Genomic DNA, 18763 nt, shown 5'->3' with positions numbered 1-18763 from the left:
ATTAATTATTATTTTGTTGCCTTGTTAATTTCTAAAATAGCAACATTAGGGGCAAGATATTAAACAAACACCAGACCAATGATCAAGGTTAATTATACTGTTTTTTGCAATTACCAATATAAGGCACAATAAAAACCATCCATAAATAATTGAATTAAAATAATAAAAAATTATTTTGGTTAAAATTAAAACTTTAAAATCCTTTAAAACAAAACAATAGAGTAATAAATGAGCAAAGAAGGGTTTTTAAGTTAACAAAAAAGGAACTTTATTTTAGTGTATTTAACTGACTAATTAATTTTAAGACTGGAAGACGCTGGCAGTCTGATTGTACGATCTCGATTAAAGCAAATCGAAACTTTGCTGCCCATCAGAGCGAATTGATAGCTTAGAAGCATTGGGAAGCATCTGATATATCGGCAGAATTTGCTTTTCAACATATTGATAATAATCAATATCTACGAGCTTGCCTTGCTGCGCGAACTTAGGTCCATCGGTACTTAAGTAGTACGGTATTTGTACCCCCTTTTTGGCGGTTTGCAACAACCCATCCTCGATAGCTTGTTTCGCCGCTTTTACTTGGGGAGGAATATTTTTTGTATATAGTTCAACAGACTTACCAAGCTTCTTTTTATAAATGAGTTTTTCGTCTACTTTTCCAGCGAAAATCTCATTTATGTATTGGTGGGTGATCTCAACGGTGTCGAGCCCATCAAACAGCGCGCGAATAATTGCTTGTTGGTACTCCTTTGCAATTTCCGTCCAATCGCTACGCACGGTCTCCATTCCTTTAAAAACCAGCTTTTGCTTGCCAAGTTCGGTGATCTGTCCAACATATCGCTTTTTAGAGCCGACTTCTTGGCCACGAATGGTGGGCATAAAGAAAGGGCTATAATGTGTTTCAAACTCTATTTCTAAATGACTGTGGAGGCCAAAGCTTTCCATCAGCAGTGCGCGCCAGCGCTCGTTAATTTCAGCCATCAGCTGCTTGCCTATTGCTTGGCACGCTTCGCTACGCAAAGACTCGGGTAAGCAGACGAAAGTTGAGTCGGTATCACCGTAGATCACTTCATATCCAAGCTGTTCAATCCAAGTTCGCGTTTGCTGCATAATCTGATGACCGCGCATCGTTATTGAACTCGCAAGACGAGGATCGTAAAACCGACACCCCTTAGACCCAAGTACGCCGTACAAACTATTCATGATGATTTTAATCGCCTGCGAGAGCATCATGTCTTTGTCTAATTTAGCTTGTTCACGTGCGCTGGAGAGCGCAGCGACTAAACCCGGTAAATGATGTTCTGTGCGGCTAAATTTACCTTTATTAAAGCCCTCTATGGCATATTCAGGATGCTGTAACCCTTCTATTAACCCCATAGGGTCAATACAAAAAGTGCGGATAATTGAGGGGTAAAGGCTTTTGAAATCGAGTACCAAAATATTTTGATAGAGGCCTGGCTTTGAGTCCATGACATAACCGCCGGGACTGTCAAAGTTAATGCCATGCTCAGATAAATTTGGTGCAATGTAACCGCTACGGTGCAGTAACGGTAAATACAAGTTGGTAAACGCGGCGACTGAGCCGCCCATTTTCTCGAGTTCCAAACCCGTCAACTGAGTTCGAGCGAGGGCAAATTCAAGTAAGTTAAGTTTACTAAAAATGTCGAGCACCAATTGACAATCTTGTAAGTTATACGCTGCGAGCGCCGGTTTATCATGATGGAACTGCCTGATGATTTCCTCAAGCCTGTCGTCCTGTGCGATAAGCTTGGTAGCACCCAAAATCTTCTCAGCCACAAAGCTCAGTTTAAATGTTTCAAAGTGATAGGTCGCATTTTTCATCATATCAATGCCATCTAGTATCACTCGCCCCGGAATAAACACCCGGGTATAGTTACCTTTGAAGGTTGACATCACTCCGCCATCTCGCCCTATCGCAAGTGCGACGCCGTTAGCCTGCGCGCGTTCCACAAGTATTGCGGCATCGAATTCAATCACGTTCCACCCGATTAACACATCAGGGTCTAAACGATTTACTTGCTTGACCAGCTCTTCTAATAACGCAATTTCATCTTCAACCCAAACTACATTGACGGCAGCATGTTGCGCCTCACCTATCATGATCACCAGCTTTTTTGTATCGGTCACTAAACCCACCGAAAATAAGACCCCCTCGCCGTTACATTCTATATCGATAGAAAGCATTTCAAGGTGTGGTCTATAATCATCGCAAGCCTTAAATTGCGCCTGAGTAATTTCGATATAGCCCGGTTTTTGCGTAGCTTTTCCTTTGACCCAAGCGGCTCCGCGAATAAAGCGCTCCATTAAATAGCGGTCGGCATGGCGAATATCTTCTTCATATAATGCGACTTTATTTTCAAGTAGCTGTTTTGCCTCATAGAAGTGATTCAAGGTACGAAATTTCACAACGCAAACAGGGGCTTGATCGAAGTGCTTTAATTGACTTGGCGAGATACTAAACTGCAGCTGAGCGCGACTTAGCAACAGCTCTACTTCCGTTTTTTTATCTTGTTTAATGAAAAAGAGTGGCTGCTCATCCTCTACCCACACCTTGAGTAACTGATGTTGCGATTTGAGCCAATAACACAAGCGCAGTTGGCCATTTACCTGCATCTGCTGTCTCGATAAAACAAAGCCCTGATATATCGCTTGTGCCAACTCCAATACCACCCTAAAATAGACGAATCACTGTGATTATATCCACCTGTTTATTGAACATAAAGTCACAAACAGAATAAAACCTATCCATTAACGCAGTGATTAACTAAAAATCGAGACTCAAGTGGTAGGCTTGCTTCATATCAGAACTCTAGGCTAAATAGATTATGCTCTCAGACAAACTAAAAAAAACCATCCGCCAAGCACATCAAAATGTCGCCTCCGCTTTAGATGGCTTTCGTCCTCGTCCGAGTCAAAATTATCTGGTCGCCGAAATAGCAAAAACACTCTCTGGTGATTATCACCGCACTCAACGTATTTGCGTGATTGAAGCAGGAACGGGTACTGGAAAATCTTTAGCCTATCTACTCGGCGCGCTTCCTGTTGCACTCTCAAGTAAAAAGAAACTCGTCATTTCAACTGCAACCGTCGCTTTACAAGAACAACTGATCAACAAAGAGTTGCCATTTTTAAAAGAACATTCAGGTATAGACTTTAAATTTGACCTTGTAAAAGGCCGTCAACGCTACATCTGCGTACAAAAACTGATGGCTGCCGTCAGCGATGATGAGATGCAAATGTCGATGATGCCGACAACCAGCAGCCCGCTTTCTCAAATGGAGCAAAAATGCTTAAGAGAGTTAGCACTTGCATACCAAGAAAAGCGCTGGCAAGGTGACAGGGATAGCTGGGAAGACACAATTCCAGATAAAGTTTGGAATGTTATCGCTTGTGATAAACACGCCTGCCAACGGCAATTAAAATCTCATCACTTATGCCCTTTTCATTTAGCTCGACAAAAGATTGCACAAATGGATGTGCTAGTGATTAATCACGCTTTGTTACTGGCAGACTTAGAACTAGGTGGCGGGACGATATTACCGGAACCAGAAGAAACATTTTACGTAATTGATGAAGCGCACCACCTGCCTCATATTACCAGAGATTTTTCTTCTGCAGCGGCAACGATTAAAGGCACTATCGAGTGGCTTGAAAAGCTACTTAAGTTTAGCGGAAAGATGGCAAACACCGTGGTTTCGCAAAAAGCCATTGGGCAGAATTTCAAACTGAACGATGCAGCCAATGACGCGGCGAAATATCTCAGAGCAGTAAGAGATATACTCGATCAGAGCGACTTTACCTATAACGATGACGATACCTACCGCTTTAGTCATGGCGAAGTACCTGAAGCGCTCACCGTAAAAGCAAAAGATATCGCTGATGCCACGCAAGATGCACTGCGTTGTCTTACCAAGATGCATGATGCACTGTCGGGCGATGTTTCAGACGGCGATGTGCAAGCATTTTTAGCCGACCCGTTATTGGTTGAAAGCGGTCAATATATCAACCGGCTTGAACAACTCAACAAACTCTGGTTTAGCTATGCTCGAAAAGGCGACAGCGTGCCACATGCAAGGTGGATAAAACGCTTAGAATACAAACACCATCACGACCATTTACTTTGTGATTGTCCGATTGAAGTCGGCTATTATTTGAAGGATAACCTCTGGCGTGAGTGTGCAGGCGCGGTGCTCTGCTCCGCAACCCTCAGTGCTTTAGGCACATTTGATCATTTCGCCCACGAAAGTGGGTTGGCAAAAGAGCCTGGTGTTAAATATATCAAGGCTGATTCTCCGTTTGATTATCCCAATCAAGCAACATTGCATTTGCCAAAAACTCAAACAGATCCAACGGATAAAGCCTTTAGCGATTATTTAGCGGATGCCCTGCCAACCTACTTAGACACCAGTAAGGCTAACCTTGTACTGTTTGCTTCTTATTGGCAAATGAACCATGTAGTAGAAAAATTAAGAGGTAAAAATCTCAATATTTTGGTGCAGGGTGAGCTTTCCCGTGATGCCTTACTCACTCGTCACAAAGCAAATATCGACTTAGGTCGCGGCAGTATCTTATTTGGTACACAAAGCTTATCCGAGGGGCTAGATTTACCCGGAAAATACCTAGAGAACCTAGTGGTGACTAAGATCCCTTTCGCCGTGCCAACCTCTCCTATTGAAGAGGCTCAAGCGGAATTTGTGCAAAGTAAAGGGGGGAATCCATTTTTATCTATCACTGTACCCGATGCTGCAAAGAAATTAGTACAAAGCTGTGGTAGACTGCTGCGTAAAGAATCAGACTCCGGCCGTATCACCATCTTAGATAGACGTTTAGTTACAAAACGTTATGGCAAAGCCATGCTTGATACTCTGCCACCATACAAAAGGCAAATTGATTAATAATGTTTGAACTCGCTTTAGATCCCACTACTTGGGGGTTACTTTGCTTAGTCGCACTGGCTGCTGGATTTATTGATGCAATTGCAGGTGGTGGTGGGCTGCTAACCGTACCTGCCTTGCTTACTGCTGGCCTTCCTCCGCATTTAACCTTAGGTACAAACAAGCTTGCCGCGAGTTTTGGCTCCTTAACCGCGAGCTTTACCTACTACAAAAAGCAGTTATTCAAACCTAGCTTTTGGATTGGCTCTATTATTGCCACTGCGATAGGTGCCGTATTGGGCACACTACTTGTCGACTTTCTAAGTATCGAGTTTTTAAATAAACTTATTCCCGTTATTATCATCGCTGTCGCAATTTATAGCTTAGTCGGTAGACTAAGCCCAACAGATTCCCATACTTTGCCAGAAGCAAATCGAGCACTCAAAATCAAGCAATGGGCGCAAGGTTTATCGTTGGGATTTTTTGATGGTATGGCTGGACCTGGTACTGGCACGTTTTGGACTGCGTCTAACAGTATGCTCTATAAAATGAGCTTACTTTTAAACTGTGGTCTTGCTCGTTCAATGAACTTTGTTTCCAACTTTATTTCGCTTATCACCTTTGTAGCCTTGGGTCATGTTAACTTTATGCTGGGTATCACCATGGGCGCCTTTTTAATGTTTGGTGCTTGGCTTGGTGCGCATTCTGCAATTAAGTTTGGCAACAAACTGATCAAACCACTCTTTAACACTGTGGTTATTGTACTTGCTGGCAAGCTCATTTTTGAGGCTTATTTCTCGTGAGTACAGGACTTATCAAGCTTGAGCAACAAGTCAGCCGCTTAAAGCAACAAGCAGCGCAATTTGACTCCGCGAAATGGTTTGATAAGAATCGTTATATGCAGGCACAGCCCAGCTTATTTGATGCCCGTGTATTTCGAACTAAAAGCTTAAAGCTCAGCGACTATGTTGAAGAAATAGCAGAAGCAATGTCTCACCTGCCGCCAAGTGAGCAGCGCCACGCCTTTACATTTGCCATCGAGCGGATAGGCTCGCAAATGGAAGCCGTGTTGAAGGTGTTAAAATCAACCCCGGTCTGGGCGAAAGAAAACAAACTGAATACACCAAAAAAAGCCAAAGTGTATAAGAAGGCAGTGCAGAAGATTATGCAGTCGTCCCATGAGTTATATCAGGAACTATCTCAAAATCATGAATTTGAGCGTCGATTGCAAGAAATGATTGATCTCAGAAGACTACAGATGGACAAAGCAGACCCCACTCAAGCTGCCAAACTCAATGCCGAAATATTAGCCCTTCATGCCCGCCTTGGCCGCTGCAGAAAGGCCATTTCCGCCACCGAGCAAAAAATTCAAGAAGTTGAGAAAAGTCAGAGCCGTTAATGCTTTACTACCACCCTATTTATAGCGAGCTAAATCTACCTGAAAAGCATCGCTTCCCTATCAGCAAGTATAAAAAATTATACCAACGAATAAACGCCAGTAAATTTGCTAAATTTATCAAAGAGCCCGAGCAAAAAATCACAGCTGATGCACTGCAACTTTGCCACGACAGTAATTACGTTGATGCCTTTCTAAACGGCACGTTGAGCGAAAAAGCCATTAAGAAAATGGGCTTCCCTTGGAGTGAACAACTAGTTGAACGCACTTTGATTTCTCTAGGTGGCGGTTTAGCGGCAGCAAAGTATGCGCTCGAATATGGATTTGGAGCAAACTTAAGCGGCGGCTATCATCACGCACATCGTGATTTTGGCAGCGGCTTTTGCATATTTAATGATTGGGCGGTAATCGCAGTAACGCTCATTGCCCATCAACGGGTTGAGCGAGTGCTTATCTTTGATTGTGACGTGCATCAAGGCGATGGCACTGCAACGATCGTTGCAGATAGAGACGATATCATTACCTGCTCCATCCACTGTGAAAGTAACTTTCCTCGCGTTAAACCGCAATCCGATTTGGACTTTGCCTTGCCTGTGAATACACAGGACGCGCAATATGTGGCAACCGTCCGCGAAGCCTTACAACTGGCGGTTCGATTATACCAGCCAGACATCATCCTTTATAACGCCGGCGCAGATGTGTATCAAGGCGATGAACTAGGACACTTTAGTGTTTCAAAGCAAGGTGTTAGGGCTCGGGATTCGATTGTTTTTGAGTATGCTCATCACCTCAATATTCCATTAGCTTTTGCTCTAGGTGGGGGCTATCAGCGCGACGTTGATCATCTTGTAGATATACATCAACAAACCTTTTTGGCTTTGTTCGATAACCCCGCTATTATGATATAAACTTAAAAGGAATATGCAGGAGGCTGTATGAAGTTACATGATGATATTCATAATTATTATGAAAAGCTGGTAGTCGAACATATCGTCCGTCGTAAGTTAGATAAAATCTATGATGAAGACGTAATGGCCGACTTTTGTTGTACTGTTTTGAACCAACTTCCATCGCGTTATATTCGCTACGATGTCGACATGGAGTTTTACCTGCCTCAGCCCGAGCGTGTAAAAATGGAACAAGCGGTAGAAAGTGCGATTGACTTTGCCATTGCACAAATCGCTAAAAAGGAACAATTTCAAGTATGAGTACCCCTCTAGAACAAGCGCCAACTCATGTAAAACTTGCCGTCGACCTTATTATGTTGTTAGAAGAGCATGATCTTCCTGCAGAAGAAGTCATGGCTGCACTTGAAATTGTCAGATCTGACTTTCAAAAAAAGCTAAACAACCAACAAAAAACTTAACATTAAATATACATTTAAGTCATACTTCTTTTTTAATCTTAGATTCTAATCGATAGCGGTTGTGCAAAACGGCACAACTGCATTTATTAAGGAAAGCAGTATGACAACAACACAACTCCCTTTATTGTCCCTCGCAATTGTTGCAGCGTGTACACAATACGCTTACGCCAATGACTTTGCGGCATTAGACGAAGCCCTACCAGCCCCCTACATTATCAATGGTACTGAACCTGTGTTCGATTTTGACGGTGATGGTTGCCTGCCTAGCGCAGGGATCAGTAGAACTGGCGTGCAAAATTCAGGGCTAAAAACATCGGGGCGCATCACAGGTGATTGCCGAGATAATCAATTTTTAAATACTTCTAATACTGTGCATCGCTACGCTTGTAAAACAACGACTAGCGGCGAGTATTGTGGACACTTCTATGCACTTTACTTCAAAAAAGATCAAGTGTTTGATTACTTTGGTGGTGGTCACCGCCATGATTGGGAGTATGCAGCGATATGGACTCGAGATGGGATAGTTACACACGGTAGTTATAGCGCACATGGCGACTTATTCACTAAACCTGCTAATGAGCTACCATTCGAGAATGGCCACTTAAAAATTGTCTATCATAAAGACGGCATTTTGACCCATGCACTGCGCTTCGCCAAATCAAACGAAATCGCTGAAAACCACTATTACCGCTTTGTCACACCCGCTATCATCAGTTGGTACAAAATGGCTGGAGATGGAATTTCGAACACGGAGTTACGAGAAAAGCTCAATCAATATGATTATGGCTCTGCCACCTTGCCCGTTAAAGACAGTCGCTTCCTCAATAACCTTAATCGCTTTAAACCCAGTGACTACCCAGTGTACTCACAAAGTGATGTAGATAACGCTCAGTAATTGCTATAACAAACTCACCTCCCCCGTCGGTGAGGTGAGTCGATATGCTTATACCAATAGGTATTAACCTGCGTCTTGCTTTTGCCTCAGCAGCCTTGCTCGCTCTAATTTATATTGTGCAAAGAAAATACTATCCATTTCACTTGTTTGCGGATCGATAAAATAGGCAATATCGCTTCTATATGGCTCAGGTGAGAAGTGTTTGCCATCTTCCCAATAAAGCACAGCGTGTTTTACTAATTCACTCAGATAGGTGTGATCCCACGCATAGTGACAAAAACCATGGTGCTCCCCCAAGTTGGGTGAGTATTTTTTTTCAATATGCGCCATTTGCCCAGTATTTTTGTAATCCGCAAATTGTTTAGCATCTTGCTCAGCAGATTGGGGATCGGTGAAATAGGCAATATCACGCCGAGGGGGTAAGGCTTGCGATAACCCAAATTTGTCCATTACGCCACTGCATTTTACAACGATCCACTGAACAAAATGTGCTCCAATAATATGGTCCCATTTTAACGCAACGTACATATAACCTCCTTATGAACATCATTTATCAATTATTGCTAAGAACTGATCATGCTCAGCTAAGTTTAGCCACTTCTATTGATCTTACTAGTACAAGTTCAATTGCCCTTAATTCAGATCAAAAAGTTTTTCAAACTATAAAAAAGCGTTACAAGGTATTACAGAAATGCGCTTTATCGCTTATTTTCGCCGGTTTAGCGCTAACTTTAGCAAACGTGAATTTCACCTTACTGGCACTTTTTTTACATCCCACTACAATGCAGAAAAAGCAAGATTGGAATATATCAAATGAACGTGACACGCGGTTCGCTAAAAAATCCAGCGAGTGTAATTGTCATCTTGGTGTTGATTGTTTTATTTGGGCTGTTAAGTATATTTAAACTGCCCATTCAGTTGACGCCAGATATTGAGCAACCACAGATCACGATTTTCTCGGGATGGCGCCAAGCCGCTCCAGAAGAAATAGAATCAGTGATCATCGAACCGCTAGAAAATGCGGTAAAAAACACACCCGGTGCACTTGAAGTTAATACCAACATCAATCGTGGTAATGGCTCTATTACGCTAACATTTGCGGTGGGTGCGAATATGCAACAAGCGATGCTTGATGTGCTAACAAGCTTAAATCAGGCTCCGCCGTTGCCACTTGATGCGCTAGACCCAGTCGTATTCGCCGGCGGTAATAACGGTGAAGCAGCAGCCACTTTGTTGGTCACGCCCAAAGACTATCAATCAAATAGTCTCGACTTTGATATGGCGCAGTTTCAAAAGCAAATCGACGAGTTTATTGAACCAAGACTTGCACGTATTCCCGGTGTGGCACGCGTTGATCTTGCAAGTGAGCGGCCAAAAGAGCTGCGTATTACTTTCGATCCGCACAAAGCCGCAGCGCTTGGTATTAGTTTAGATCAAATCAGTAATGTACTTGCGAGCTCTCGCGATACTTCTGGAGGTCTTGCCAACGTTGGACGTCGTCAATATACCGTGCGATTCACCGGCCAATACGACCTTTCCAGTATGGCCCAAATGCGTGTCGGCTATTCAGGAGACAGGCCAATCTACTTAGGTGATATCGCAAGTGTGGAACGCACCTTCTCAGACCGTTTAGGCATGAGTGGCCGCAATGGTAAACCGGCCTATTATATTCGGATCTCACGGGCCAACGAGGCAAATACCGTTGCCTTACTTGATGAAATCAACCTTGCAATTGATGAATTAAACCAAGGGCCGCTGGCTGAGAATGGCTTGTCGATTGAGCTCAGCTTTGATGCCTCCGTCCACATTCGTAATGCACTTTCTTTAGTAAAAAGTAATTTAGGCCTTGGGGTACTCTTATCTTGTTTAATTCTGTGGCTATTTTTTAGAGGCTTAAAAGCAACTTTGGTGATTGCAGCTACAATCCCCATTTCATTGATGGTCGCCTTTCTCGCACTGAATATCTTTGACCGCAGTCTGAATGTGATCTCGTTGGCAGGGTTAGCGTTTGCAGTAGGCCTTGTACTAGACGCCGCTATCATAGTTCAGGAGAATATCTCACGCTTAAGAGCAGAAGGATTCGATAACAAAAAAGCCGCCTTAAAAGGAGCGGCCCAAGTGACCGGAGCATTATTTGCTTCGACAACCACCAGCGTCGCCATCTTTTTACCTATTCTCTTTATGGCGGGTATTGAGGGACAGCTATTCTCCGATTTAGCACTGACACTCTCGATTGCCGTTATTGCGTCAATGTTGTGTGCTATTACCCTTATTCCACTGGCAAATCATTTGTGGCCAGACTCTGAACTAAAACCAGATCCTTATCATCAATACTGGCAAAAACTCACCAATTTCATCATGACGTTGACCAATAACAGAGTAAAGCAACTTACTTGGATTGGCGTATTACTGGGTGGCTCGGTGGTTGCAACCATGACCATGCTGCCAAAAACTGACTTTATGCCAAGAGCTCCTACCGACGGCTTTTTCTTTAACCTAGTGACACCACCTGGTGGCAACGTACAGTTTATGGAAGAAGAATTGCTGCTGCGCGTGAAAAAGCGCTTAATGCCCTATTACCAAGGCGAAAAAGAACCAGGTATTAAAGACTTTAATTTCTATGCGTTTGGTTCTAATGCTGGCGGCTTTATCTATTCAGCCGACCCTCAACGTGTTGAAGAACTGATGAAAGTGGCCAGAGAAGAAATCTTCGTCGACCTTCCCGATACTCAAGTGTTTTTCTTTCGCGGCTCCATGATCCAAGTAGCCAATGGCGGCGATGGTCGCGATATTAATATTGACCTCACAGGTCCCAATATGGACGACTTAATCTCAGCAGCTCAAGTGGCTTTGCAGGCAGTACAAACCGCGCTACCAGAGGCAACTGCCAGACCTCAGCCGCGATTGGATATGGCAGAGCCAGAGCTTAGATTAACGCCTAACGATCGCAGGATCACCCAAGCGGGATTAACGCGTCGAGATGTGTCTCAAGCAGTACAAGCTTATACCGGTGGATTATTCGTCAATGAGTATTTTGATGGTAACGAGCGTATGAACGTTATCCTTCGTGGTATCCCTTGGCAAAGCCCTGAGGAACTAAAAGCCTTGCCCATCGTAACACCTCAGTCAGGAATTCAAACTCTCGGCGAGTTGGCGAATATAGAACGTACAGTTGGCCCGACGCAGCTGCGACGTGTCAACGGCCGTCGCACGGTCAGCATAGTTGTCACACCTCCGGCTGATATGAGCCTGCAGCAAGTGCAAACCATCTTGAGTGAGCAGGTAATGCCAAAAGTGCGCGCAAGCCTGCCGGCCAGTGCTGGTGCTATTTTGGCGGGGAATGCGCAAAAGATGAATTCCGCAATGGAAGAAATGGCACTGAATTTTGTCCTTGCGTTGTTCATTTTGTTTTTGTTGATGACCGCGCTATTTAAGTCTGCCAAAGACAGCGCCTTGGTATTGTTAGTGATGCCACTGGCTATCGCAGGTGGCGTGCTGGCTCTGTATATTTTAAACCTCTTTACCTTCCAGTCCTTGGATTTACTGACCATGATAGGCTTTATCATCTTGCTTGGGCTGGTCGTAAATAATGCCATTTTGCTGGTGGATCAGACTCGCGTTGCGATGGCATCAGGCATGAGCCGTGAGGCGTCGGTCAGACAAGCGGTGTTACTAAGAGCAAGGCCCGTTTACTTGAGCACCTTAACCAGTCTGTTTGGCATGCTGCCACTCATGCTCATGCCAGGCGTCGGCTCAGAAATCTACCGCGGCCTTGCGACCGTCATCGTCGGTGGCATGGCTATCAGTGCACTATTTACCTTAGTGTTGATGCCGAGTTTATTGCAACTTGGGCGGCAAACTCCGCCATCCGAAACAAACAAATCAACGGCCAAAGCCCCGCTCAGCCTAGTTGCCAATCAGTGAGTAGTGAGAACAGAATGAAAAACCCGATAAAACAGACACTTCAGGCCCTAGCACTGTGTGCTGGGATCGTTGCACCACAAGCCTTCGCCGTCGTGCCAGTCACCGTCGCTGAAGTGACAAAAGCCCCTCTCACGAGCGAAATTGAAGTTAGTGGCACACTGTATGGAAAAGACGATGTGACGCTGACCGCTGGAGTTAGTGGCCGTTTGTTGTACGTAGCAGAACCCGGTACCAGTGTCGCAAAAGACGAAATCTTAGTGCGTATGGACACACTCCCGTTGGAACTCGATAAAGCCCGCCAAGCCGAATTATTAAATCGAGCCAAGATCAATTTACGCTTATATCAACAAGAATTGACTCGATTAAAAAAGCTCGCAAAAACCAGCAGTGCGGCAGAGAGCCAAGTCGATGAAATGCAGAATAAACATGACCTAGCGCTGTCGGATATCGCCTTAGCAGAAGTCGAACTTAAGGTTATTGACGATAAGTTGTCCCGCGCAACGGTCCGTGCTCCATTTGATGGCGTTATCAGTGAACGTTTTAAACGCGCGGGACGAGAAATAAACCGCGCCGATGAACTGCTCACCATATTAGATATCCATCATCTTGAAGTTCGCTTATATGTGCCAGTTAAGTACTTGAAGTTTTTGCAAAAAGGCATAGTGCTGCCAATCCGTTCTGGTGACTTATCGCAGCCAGATAATACGTCAGCAAAAGTTACAGCTGTGATCCCCTCAACCGATCCGCGCTCACAAACCGTTGAAGTGCGTGCAGCACTGGCAGCAGATCAAACCCATACGTGGGCGATTGGTCAATTAGTTGATGTGGCTGTGCCGCTCACCAGCAAACAACCCGTATTGCTAGTTGACCGGGACGCCTTAATATTACGTAAGCAAGGCACCCATATCGTCAAAATAGATGAGCAAAATAAAGCCGAACAAATTCCTGTCACCGTCGGTAATGGCAAAGGCCAATGGGTTGAAATTACTCCCCGCACCAGCGATATCTTACATCCCGGTGATAAAGTCGCGGTTCGCGGCGCAGAGCGTCTACAAACAGGACAAGACGTAGAGGTGACAAACCCTTAATAACAATCAGTTACTAGCCCAATGAGCTCACTCATGGACGAGCGGCTCATTTTTCTTTTCCACCCCCACGATATTCTCCCTTTTTGATCTATCGTAAAACCAGTTAAACTAGCGCTATCTGAGAGTTAGGGGGTGTTATGAAACGAACCAAATTAGTGAATCAATTAACGGAATTACTGAAGCCATTTCAAATTAATGATTACTGTCCAAATGGTCTGCAAGTGGAAGGAACAGACGAAATCCAAAAAATCGTCACGGGTGTTACCGCCAGCCAAGCTTTAATTGATGCCGCTATTGAACGTGGTGCAGATGCCATTTTGGTTCACCACGGCTATTTTTGGAAAGGGGAAGATCAATGTGTCACTGGCATGAAAAAGCGCCGCCTACAAGCCCTGCTTGCCAATGACATCAACTTAATCGCTTACCACCTTCCACTGGATGTTCATCCTGAACTCGGAAATAACGCACAGCTCGGTAAGTTACTTGGGCTTGAATATGAAAGACCGCTTGAACCTTGGAATAAAAATAGCGTAGCGGTAAAAGGTAAATTAACGACGCCAATGACTGCTGTTGATTTTGCCGCTTTAGTTGCAGAGAAACTCGGTAGAAAGCCGCTCTTAAATGTTGCAGGCGATCACCCGATCAGCACCATCGCTTGGTGTACAGGTGGTGGGCAAAGCTTTATCGATCTCGCGGCAAGCCAAGGCATTGATGCCTACTTAACGGGTGAAGCATCAGAGCAAACCATTCATTCATCAAACGAACAGCTGATCCACTTTATCGCGGCAGGACATCATGCCACAGAGCGTTACGGCGCGAAGGCACTTGGTGAATATTTGGCTGCGCAATATGGTTTGGATGTTGAATTTATTGATATCGACAACCCGGTTTAATAGCACTTTGCTTAATTAAGTGATCTTGCATATGGCTAGAAAAAAGCAGCAACAAAAACCAGCACCGACAGATAGAAACTTTGCTGAACTAACGCACAAGTTTAAAAACAATATCTATGGCACTAATAAAGGTAAAATCAGAGAAGCGGTGCTCAAGCGTGACTTAAGCGCACAAGTTGACTGGCTAACGCAATCAAGTGGCAAACGCATATTAGATGTTGGCGGCGGACAAGGGCAATTGGCGCTCTATTTAGCTTCGCTTGGCCACCATGTCACTGTGATTGATATTTCAGAAGAGATGCTTGAACTTGCCAAAACGCGCGCGCATGAAGCTGGACTAAATGACCACCTTCATTTTATCCACGCGCCCCTGCAAGCGCTCGATACGCTGAACTTAGGACAATTCGACTTAGTATTGTGCCATGCGGTGCTTGAATGGCTGGTTGAGCAACAAAGTGCGCTTATGCTGCTAAAGTCGCAGCTAAGCGAAACTGGCTTGCTTTCGCTAATGTATTTCAACCATGAGGCGCATCTGATGGCCAATATGGTGTACGGTAACTTCGACTATGTGCAAAAAGACCTTAAGGTAAAGCAAAAAGTAGGTCTCAGTCCCAATAAACCAATTAGCCAAACTGATATGGCAACTTGGCTTGATAAAGCAAAACTCAGCGTTATGCAAAAAACCGGTGTTCGCTGTTTTCATGACTACTTAAGGGAGTTGAGTAAGGCGGATGAAGGTTTTGATGCTTTGCTCGCCTTGGAGCTTAAATACAATCGTAAAGAGCCCTACGCGTCTCTAGGTCGTTATACCCACTTGATGTTAAAAAAAGCGTAAGTACAACACTGCTTACGCTTCTTCCGCTCTTAGGGTTAACACCTCAACACCGTCATCTGTTACCAACACCGTATGCTCCCACTGCGCCGATAGCTTTTTATCTCGGGTTACCACAGTCCAGCCATCTTTTTTGGTTTTAATTTTTGCGCTTCCCTGATTGATCATCGGCTCAATGGTAAAGGTCATCCCAGGCTTTAGCGTCATCCCGGTATTTGCTTTGCCATAGTGCAATATATTTGGCGCTTCATGCATTTCTCTACCTATCCCATGACCACAATACTCACGTACCACAGTGTAACCGGCTTTTTCTGCCACTTGCTGTACAGCCGCACCGATATCCCCAAGTTTTGCTCCAGGTTTAACCATTTTTATCCCAGCCCACATCGCTTGGTAAGTCGTTGCCACTAACTTTTTGGCTGGGAGTAATGCGTCTGGCATCACGTACATTTTGCTGGAGTCGCTGATAAAGCCATTTTTCTCAAGCGTAATATCGATGTTTACAATATCAGAAGACTTTAAGATTTGTGATTTACTCGGCACACCATGGCACACAACCTCGTTTACAGAGCTATTGAGGACGAACTGATAACCATATTGACCAAGGCTGGCAGGACGCGCTTTAAGCTCATCAACAATAAAGTTGTGCACTTTATCATTAATCTCTAGCGTAGAAATTCCGGGTTCAATCCAACTATCAATGTAGTCAAACACCTGCGTAAGCAATCGTCCACTTTCGCGCATCAATTGGATCTCATCAGCGGTTTTGAAGGTAACCCCTTGCATCTCAATTTCCTTTTGGCTGTTGTGACTTCACTCGCGACATCTCTGCCGTAATGATTTCTGTAAAAGTAAGCGTTGGATTGCGCTCGGCAAGTCGCCCAATTTTAATCCAGAACTCAGCCTGTGAATTGATTGAGCGCGACATCACAGTGCTCGCTTCACGGATCTCATCGTGTAGTTCATCTGAAATTTTTACGATACCCATTTATATAAACCATATACATATCATATATGCTTTATATAATAACGAAGTTGCGGAACAATGCAAAATCTAATGCCAATTTGCTTATTGTTTTGAGGCAAAAGATTTGAAGCAAAGAATTTGAGGCAAAAAAATGCACCGCTTCGGCGGTGCATTCCGTATTTCAAGCTTACGTCACCCAAGCTTAGGTTGACTCACTAAAAGCTATAGCGCATCCCTAATTGCCAATTGAACGGTTCGCCGTGCATTACGTAGCCGTCCCAAGATGAAATACTGTTGTAGTAACTTTCATCCAGTAGATTGTTGAAGTTAAGCGACACACTAAGTTGTTCACTCACTTCATATCTTGCCATTAAATTAAGTAACGCACCGGAAGATTGTGTGATCTTATACGCCTCGCTACCGCCGCCCGGCAATGGCCTTTGTGGTATTGCATAAAAGCTACCTTGCCAATTAATTCCAAGCCCCGCAGTAAAGCCGTCAACAAACGCGCTAAAGTCATAGGTGGTATACAGATTGATCAGCTCTTTGGGCTGATCCGTTAACAGCTCTTTGCCATCTTTTGATTCAGTTTTGTGTTTTGACAGCCCTAAGCTGATATTCCACTGCTCATTGATAGAGCCCGTAAATTCAACTTCAAAGCCTTCTGTCGTATCGCCTTCACCGCGCTGAATATATGGCCTATTGCCCTGCGGAGTTAGATAGCTGTCTGGGTAATTTGGATCGGCAATCGCAAGTCCATTTTCAACATTGCGATACACCGCTGCCGTAAAGTTCAAGGTGTCATCAAGCAACTCACCTTTTACCCCTAGCTCATAGCTTTCGCCTGTGCTTGGGTCGAGCATTTTATCATTGATATCAAAATAGGCTTGCGGCTGAAATGCTTCTGTGTAGCTTGCGTAAACACTATATTGTTCATTGATATCAACCACGACTCCGGCATAAGGGGTGACTTCTGTATCCACCTTTTCATGATAGCGGTTACGAAGAAACTTACCGTTGTTAGGATCATATAGGTCAATATCGTACTCCCAATTGGTGATCCTAGCGCCAACAATAAGTTTAACATCATCATGCGGGTTAACACGCACGGCCACAAACCCACCATTAGAGTCTGTTACCGTCAAACTATCACGACCTAAATCTTTAAACGGATAGCGCGGCACGTCACCAGTCCAATCGTGAAAATTTAATCCTTCTAATGAAATCGTGGTTTGGTCTGCTTCATTACCAAATGACGTACGCTCTCGCTTGAATTGGTTGTAGCTGAAAATAACATCGTGCGTACGACCAAATAGCTCTACTGGGCCTTGGAGTGACAAGTCTATTGTCTTTTGTTCATCTTCGGAGCTACTTATTACAGCACTGTAACCGAATCCATTATCGCTGCTACCATCTGGGTTAATAGGCCCATCAGGATAGACGAAAAACAGCTGCCCACCTTGCATCTCAATGGTATTGTAAGTCGCGATGGCATGAAGTTGCCAATCGTTTTCAAACGCGTGATCAAGCCCAACAAAATAGGTGTATTCTTCAATTGGCCAGCTACTCCATTTTGCCGTCATCCCGGTGTCACCACGGCGTCCCTGATAGCGACTGCCATCAGCGTAAAAGTATGGTTGAGAGTGACTATTTATCGCCCCTTTTGAAGCAGTATCAGCATATTCCACACCGAGTCGTAATAAGGTGTAATCGGTCAGATCTGCCTCAATAGTAGAATATATGGACGTCTTCTCTTGGCTATAACGCTCAATATAAGAATCTCTTTCATAATGTGCAGCAACAAAGCGGCCGCGAATACTGCCTTCTTGGTTTAACCCGCTCGCCACATCCACCTCTGCACGGTAATTATCCCAACTACCGGCCGAAACCGCCACACTGCCCTTAAATTCATCGCTTGTTGCACGTTTTCTTACTAAGTTTACGGTGGCGGTTGGGTCACCAACGCCAGTTAATAAACCATTTGCACCACGTACAATCTCCACGCGCTCGTAAGCAACCGCATCCCCATTTACATTTGGTCTTCGGCCACCAGGAAACTGTTGTACACCATCTATTTGGATTAAATTGACATCACCGCCACGTACAGAAAAACGTGTCCTATCGAGACTGGCTCCACGCTTTGCATAAAAGCCCGTTGCATGTTCCAAGATCTCATCAATGTTAACCGTTTGCCAATCTTGCATCATTTGGTTTGTGATAACGGTTACCGCTTGAGGCGTTTCACGCTGTGATAAAATCATTTTTAATGCTGCTTTGTTCGCAGACTCTGTGTAATTTTTTACACTCGTGCCAGTCACATAAATATGCTCTAGTTCTTGAGCCCTGCCATCACCCACAGCATCAGCAGCTAGCGTATCATCAGCAACTTCAGCGGCATGTGCATTGCCGTGTAGTGAGAGCAGCACAAAAGTGGCGCAAAGAGAGAGTTTTAAAGAATGGTTTAGTGTACGTGGAGATGAAGAGCGCATCGTTTTTCCCTAAATTAA

The 18763-nt window shown here is 44.3% G+C and carries 16 protein-coding genes; 11 read left to right on the top strand and 5 right to left on the bottom strand.

Translation table 11 applies throughout. From position 1 onward, the window contains the following. Nucleotides 1–342: 342 nt before the first annotated feature. A complete protein-coding gene (locus tag EXT47_RS04290) occupies nt 343–2679 on the bottom strand; it encodes a DNA polymerase II (protein WP_130125963.1) in 2337 nt (778 codons plus the stop codon). 167 nt (nt 2680–2846) lie between these two features. Between EXT47_RS04290 and dinG the strand changes: the two genes are divergently transcribed. The 7 genes from dinG to EXT47_RS04255 all read left to right on the top strand — a co-directional run bounded on the left by dinG (nt 2847) and on the right by EXT47_RS04255 (nt 8552). After that, on the top strand, nt 2847–4916 hold the full coding sequence (gene dinG, locus EXT47_RS04285; RefSeq protein WP_099029414.1) for an ATP-dependent DNA helicase DinG: 2070 nt from the start codon (nt 2847–2849) through the stop codon (nt 4914–4916). Nucleotides 4917–4918: 2 nt separating this feature from the next. Next, the gene (locus EXT47_RS04280) at nt 4919–5698 is read left to right on the top strand and encodes a TSUP family transporter (RefSeq protein ID WP_010606576.1); all 780 of its coding nucleotides are present in this window, start codon (nt 4919–4921) and stop codon (nt 5696–5698) included. Further along, nucleotides 5695–6294 carry a primosomal replication protein gene (locus tag EXT47_RS04275; protein WP_039496840.1) on the top strand — a complete coding sequence of 200 codons (600 nt, stop codon included), beginning with the start codon at nt 5695–5697 and terminating at the stop codon, nt 6292–6294. The genes EXT47_RS04280 and EXT47_RS04275 overlap by 4 nt, the downstream gene beginning before the upstream one ends. Beyond that, on the top strand, nt 6294–7199 hold the full coding sequence (locus EXT47_RS04270; protein WP_130125962.1) for a histone deacetylase: 906 nt from the start codon (nt 6294–6296) through the stop codon (nt 7197–7199). The genes EXT47_RS04275 and EXT47_RS04270 overlap by 1 nt, the downstream gene beginning before the upstream one ends. A gap of 27 nt (nt 7200–7226) precedes the next feature. Continuing rightward, nucleotides 7227–7499 carry a late competence development ComFB family protein gene (locus EXT47_RS04265; RefSeq protein ID WP_039496836.1) on the top strand — a complete coding sequence of 91 codons (273 nt, stop codon included), beginning with the start codon at nt 7227–7229 and terminating at the stop codon, nt 7497–7499. After that, nucleotides 7496–7657, top strand: a complete 162-nt coding sequence (locus EXT47_RS04260) for a DUF2496 domain-containing protein (RefSeq protein ID WP_010375809.1) — start codon at nt 7496–7498, stop codon at nt 7655–7657. Before EXT47_RS04265 ends, EXT47_RS04260 begins: the two co-directional genes overlap by 4 nt. A gap of 100 nt (nt 7658–7757) precedes the next feature. Next, on the top strand, nt 7758–8552 hold the full coding sequence (locus tag EXT47_RS04255; RefSeq protein ID WP_130125961.1) for an NPP1 family protein: 795 nt from the start codon (nt 7758–7760) through the stop codon (nt 8550–8552). A gap of 63 nt (nt 8553–8615) precedes the next feature. Here EXT47_RS04255 and EXT47_RS04250 read toward each other — a convergent pair whose 3' ends face one another. Continuing rightward, a complete protein-coding gene (locus EXT47_RS04250) occupies nt 8616–9080 on the bottom strand; it encodes a hypothetical protein (protein ID WP_130125960.1) in 465 nt (154 codons plus the stop codon). Nucleotides 9081–9365: 285 nt separating this feature from the next. On the opposite strand from EXT47_RS04250, the gene EXT47_RS04245 reads away from it, so the two are divergent. The 4 genes from EXT47_RS04245 to EXT47_RS04230 all read left to right on the top strand — a co-directional run bounded on the left by EXT47_RS04245 (nt 9366) and on the right by EXT47_RS04230 (nt 15292). Further along, nucleotides 9366–12476, top strand: a complete 3111-nt coding sequence (locus EXT47_RS04245; RefSeq protein WP_039496829.1) for an efflux RND transporter permease subunit — start codon at nt 9366–9368, stop codon at nt 12474–12476. 14 nt (nt 12477–12490) lie between these two features. Beyond that, on the top strand, nt 12491–13564 hold the full coding sequence (locus EXT47_RS04240; protein ID WP_039496827.1) for an efflux RND transporter periplasmic adaptor subunit: 1074 nt from the start codon (nt 12491–12493) through the stop codon (nt 13562–13564). Nucleotides 13565–13701: 137 nt separating this feature from the next. Then, entirely contained in the window at nt 13702–14457 is a 756-nt protein-coding gene (locus EXT47_RS04235; protein ID WP_039496825.1) for a Nif3-like dinuclear metal center hexameric protein, read from the top strand. A 31-nt stretch (nt 14458–14488) separates the two neighbouring features. Further along, nucleotides 14489–15292, top strand: a complete 804-nt coding sequence (locus tag EXT47_RS04230; RefSeq protein WP_039496822.1) for a methyltransferase domain-containing protein — start codon at nt 14489–14491, stop codon at nt 15290–15292. 12 nt (nt 15293–15304) lie between these two features. Here EXT47_RS04230 and map read toward each other — a convergent pair whose 3' ends face one another. The 3 genes from map to EXT47_RS04215 form a co-directional block, all read right to left on the bottom strand. Further along, the gene (gene map / locus EXT47_RS04225; protein WP_039496821.1) at nt 15305–16075 is read right to left on the bottom strand and encodes a type I methionyl aminopeptidase; all 771 of its coding nucleotides are present in this window, start codon (nt 16073–16075) and stop codon (nt 15305–15307) included. Between the two features lies 1 nt (nt 16076). Then, nucleotides 16077–16277, bottom strand: a complete 201-nt coding sequence (locus tag EXT47_RS04220) for a ParD-like family protein (RefSeq protein ID WP_010375827.1) — start codon at nt 16275–16277, stop codon at nt 16077–16079. A 194-nt stretch (nt 16278–16471) separates the two neighbouring features. Continuing rightward, complete coding sequence (locus EXT47_RS04215) at nt 16472–18745, bottom strand: TonB-dependent siderophore receptor (protein ID WP_130125959.1); 2274 nt, start codon at nt 18743–18745, stop codon at nt 16472–16474. Nucleotides 18746–18763: the final 18 nt, after the last annotated feature.

The sequence above is a fragment of the Pseudoalteromonas sp. CO342X genome, assembly GCF_004208915.1.
GTDB classification, from domain to species: Bacteria; Pseudomonadota; Gammaproteobacteria; order Enterobacterales; family Alteromonadaceae; genus Pseudoalteromonas; species Pseudoalteromonas maricaloris.
This window is presented reverse-complemented; position numbering and strand designations above follow the sequence as displayed.

What these genes read in the sequence shown, in the direction of transcription:
- dinG (WP_099029414.1), top strand. Translation starts at nt 2,847, where the DNA reads ATGCTCTCAGACAAACTAAAAAAAACCATCCGCCAAGCACATCAAAAT.
- EXT47_RS04280 (WP_010606576.1), top strand. Translation starts at nt 4,919, where the DNA reads ATGTTTGAACTCGCTTTAGATCCCACTACTTGGGGGTTACTTTGCTTA.
- EXT47_RS04270 (WP_130125962.1), top strand. Translation starts at nt 6,294, where the DNA reads ATGCTTTACTACCACCCTATTTATAGCGAGCTAAATCTACCTGAAAAG.
- EXT47_RS04265 (WP_039496836.1), top strand. Translation starts at nt 7,227, where the DNA reads ATGAAGTTACATGATGATATTCATAATTATTATGAAAAGCTGGTAGTC.
- EXT47_RS04260 (WP_010375809.1), top strand. Translation starts at nt 7,496, where the DNA reads ATGAGTACCCCTCTAGAACAAGCGCCAACTCATGTAAAACTTGCCGTC.
- EXT47_RS04255 (WP_130125961.1), top strand. Translation starts at nt 7,758, where the DNA reads ATGACAACAACACAACTCCCTTTATTGTCCCTCGCAATTGTTGCAGCG.
- EXT47_RS04250 (WP_130125960.1), bottom strand. Translation starts at nt 9,080, where the DNA reads ATGTACGTTGCGTTAAAATGGGACCATATTATTGGAGCACATTTTGTT.
- EXT47_RS04245 (WP_039496829.1), top strand. Translation starts at nt 9,366, where the DNA reads ATGAACGTGACACGCGGTTCGCTAAAAAATCCAGCGAGTGTAATTGTC.
- EXT47_RS04240 (WP_039496827.1), top strand. Translation starts at nt 12,491, where the DNA reads ATGAAAAACCCGATAAAACAGACACTTCAGGCCCTAGCACTGTGTGCT.
- EXT47_RS04235 (WP_039496825.1), top strand. Translation starts at nt 13,702, where the DNA reads ATGAAACGAACCAAATTAGTGAATCAATTAACGGAATTACTGAAGCCA.
- EXT47_RS04230 (WP_039496822.1), top strand. Translation starts at nt 14,489, where the DNA reads ATGGCTAGAAAAAAGCAGCAACAAAAACCAGCACCGACAGATAGAAAC.
- map (WP_039496821.1), bottom strand. Translation starts at nt 16,075, where the DNA reads ATGCAAGGGGTTACCTTCAAAACCGCTGATGAGATCCAATTGATGCGC.
- EXT47_RS04220 (WP_010375827.1), bottom strand. Translation starts at nt 16,277, where the DNA reads ATGGGTATCGTAAAAATTTCAGATGAACTACACGATGAGATCCGTGAA.
- EXT47_RS04215 (WP_130125959.1), bottom strand. Translation starts at nt 18,745, where the DNA reads ATGCGCTCTTCATCTCCACGTACACTAAACCATTCTTTAAAACTCTCT.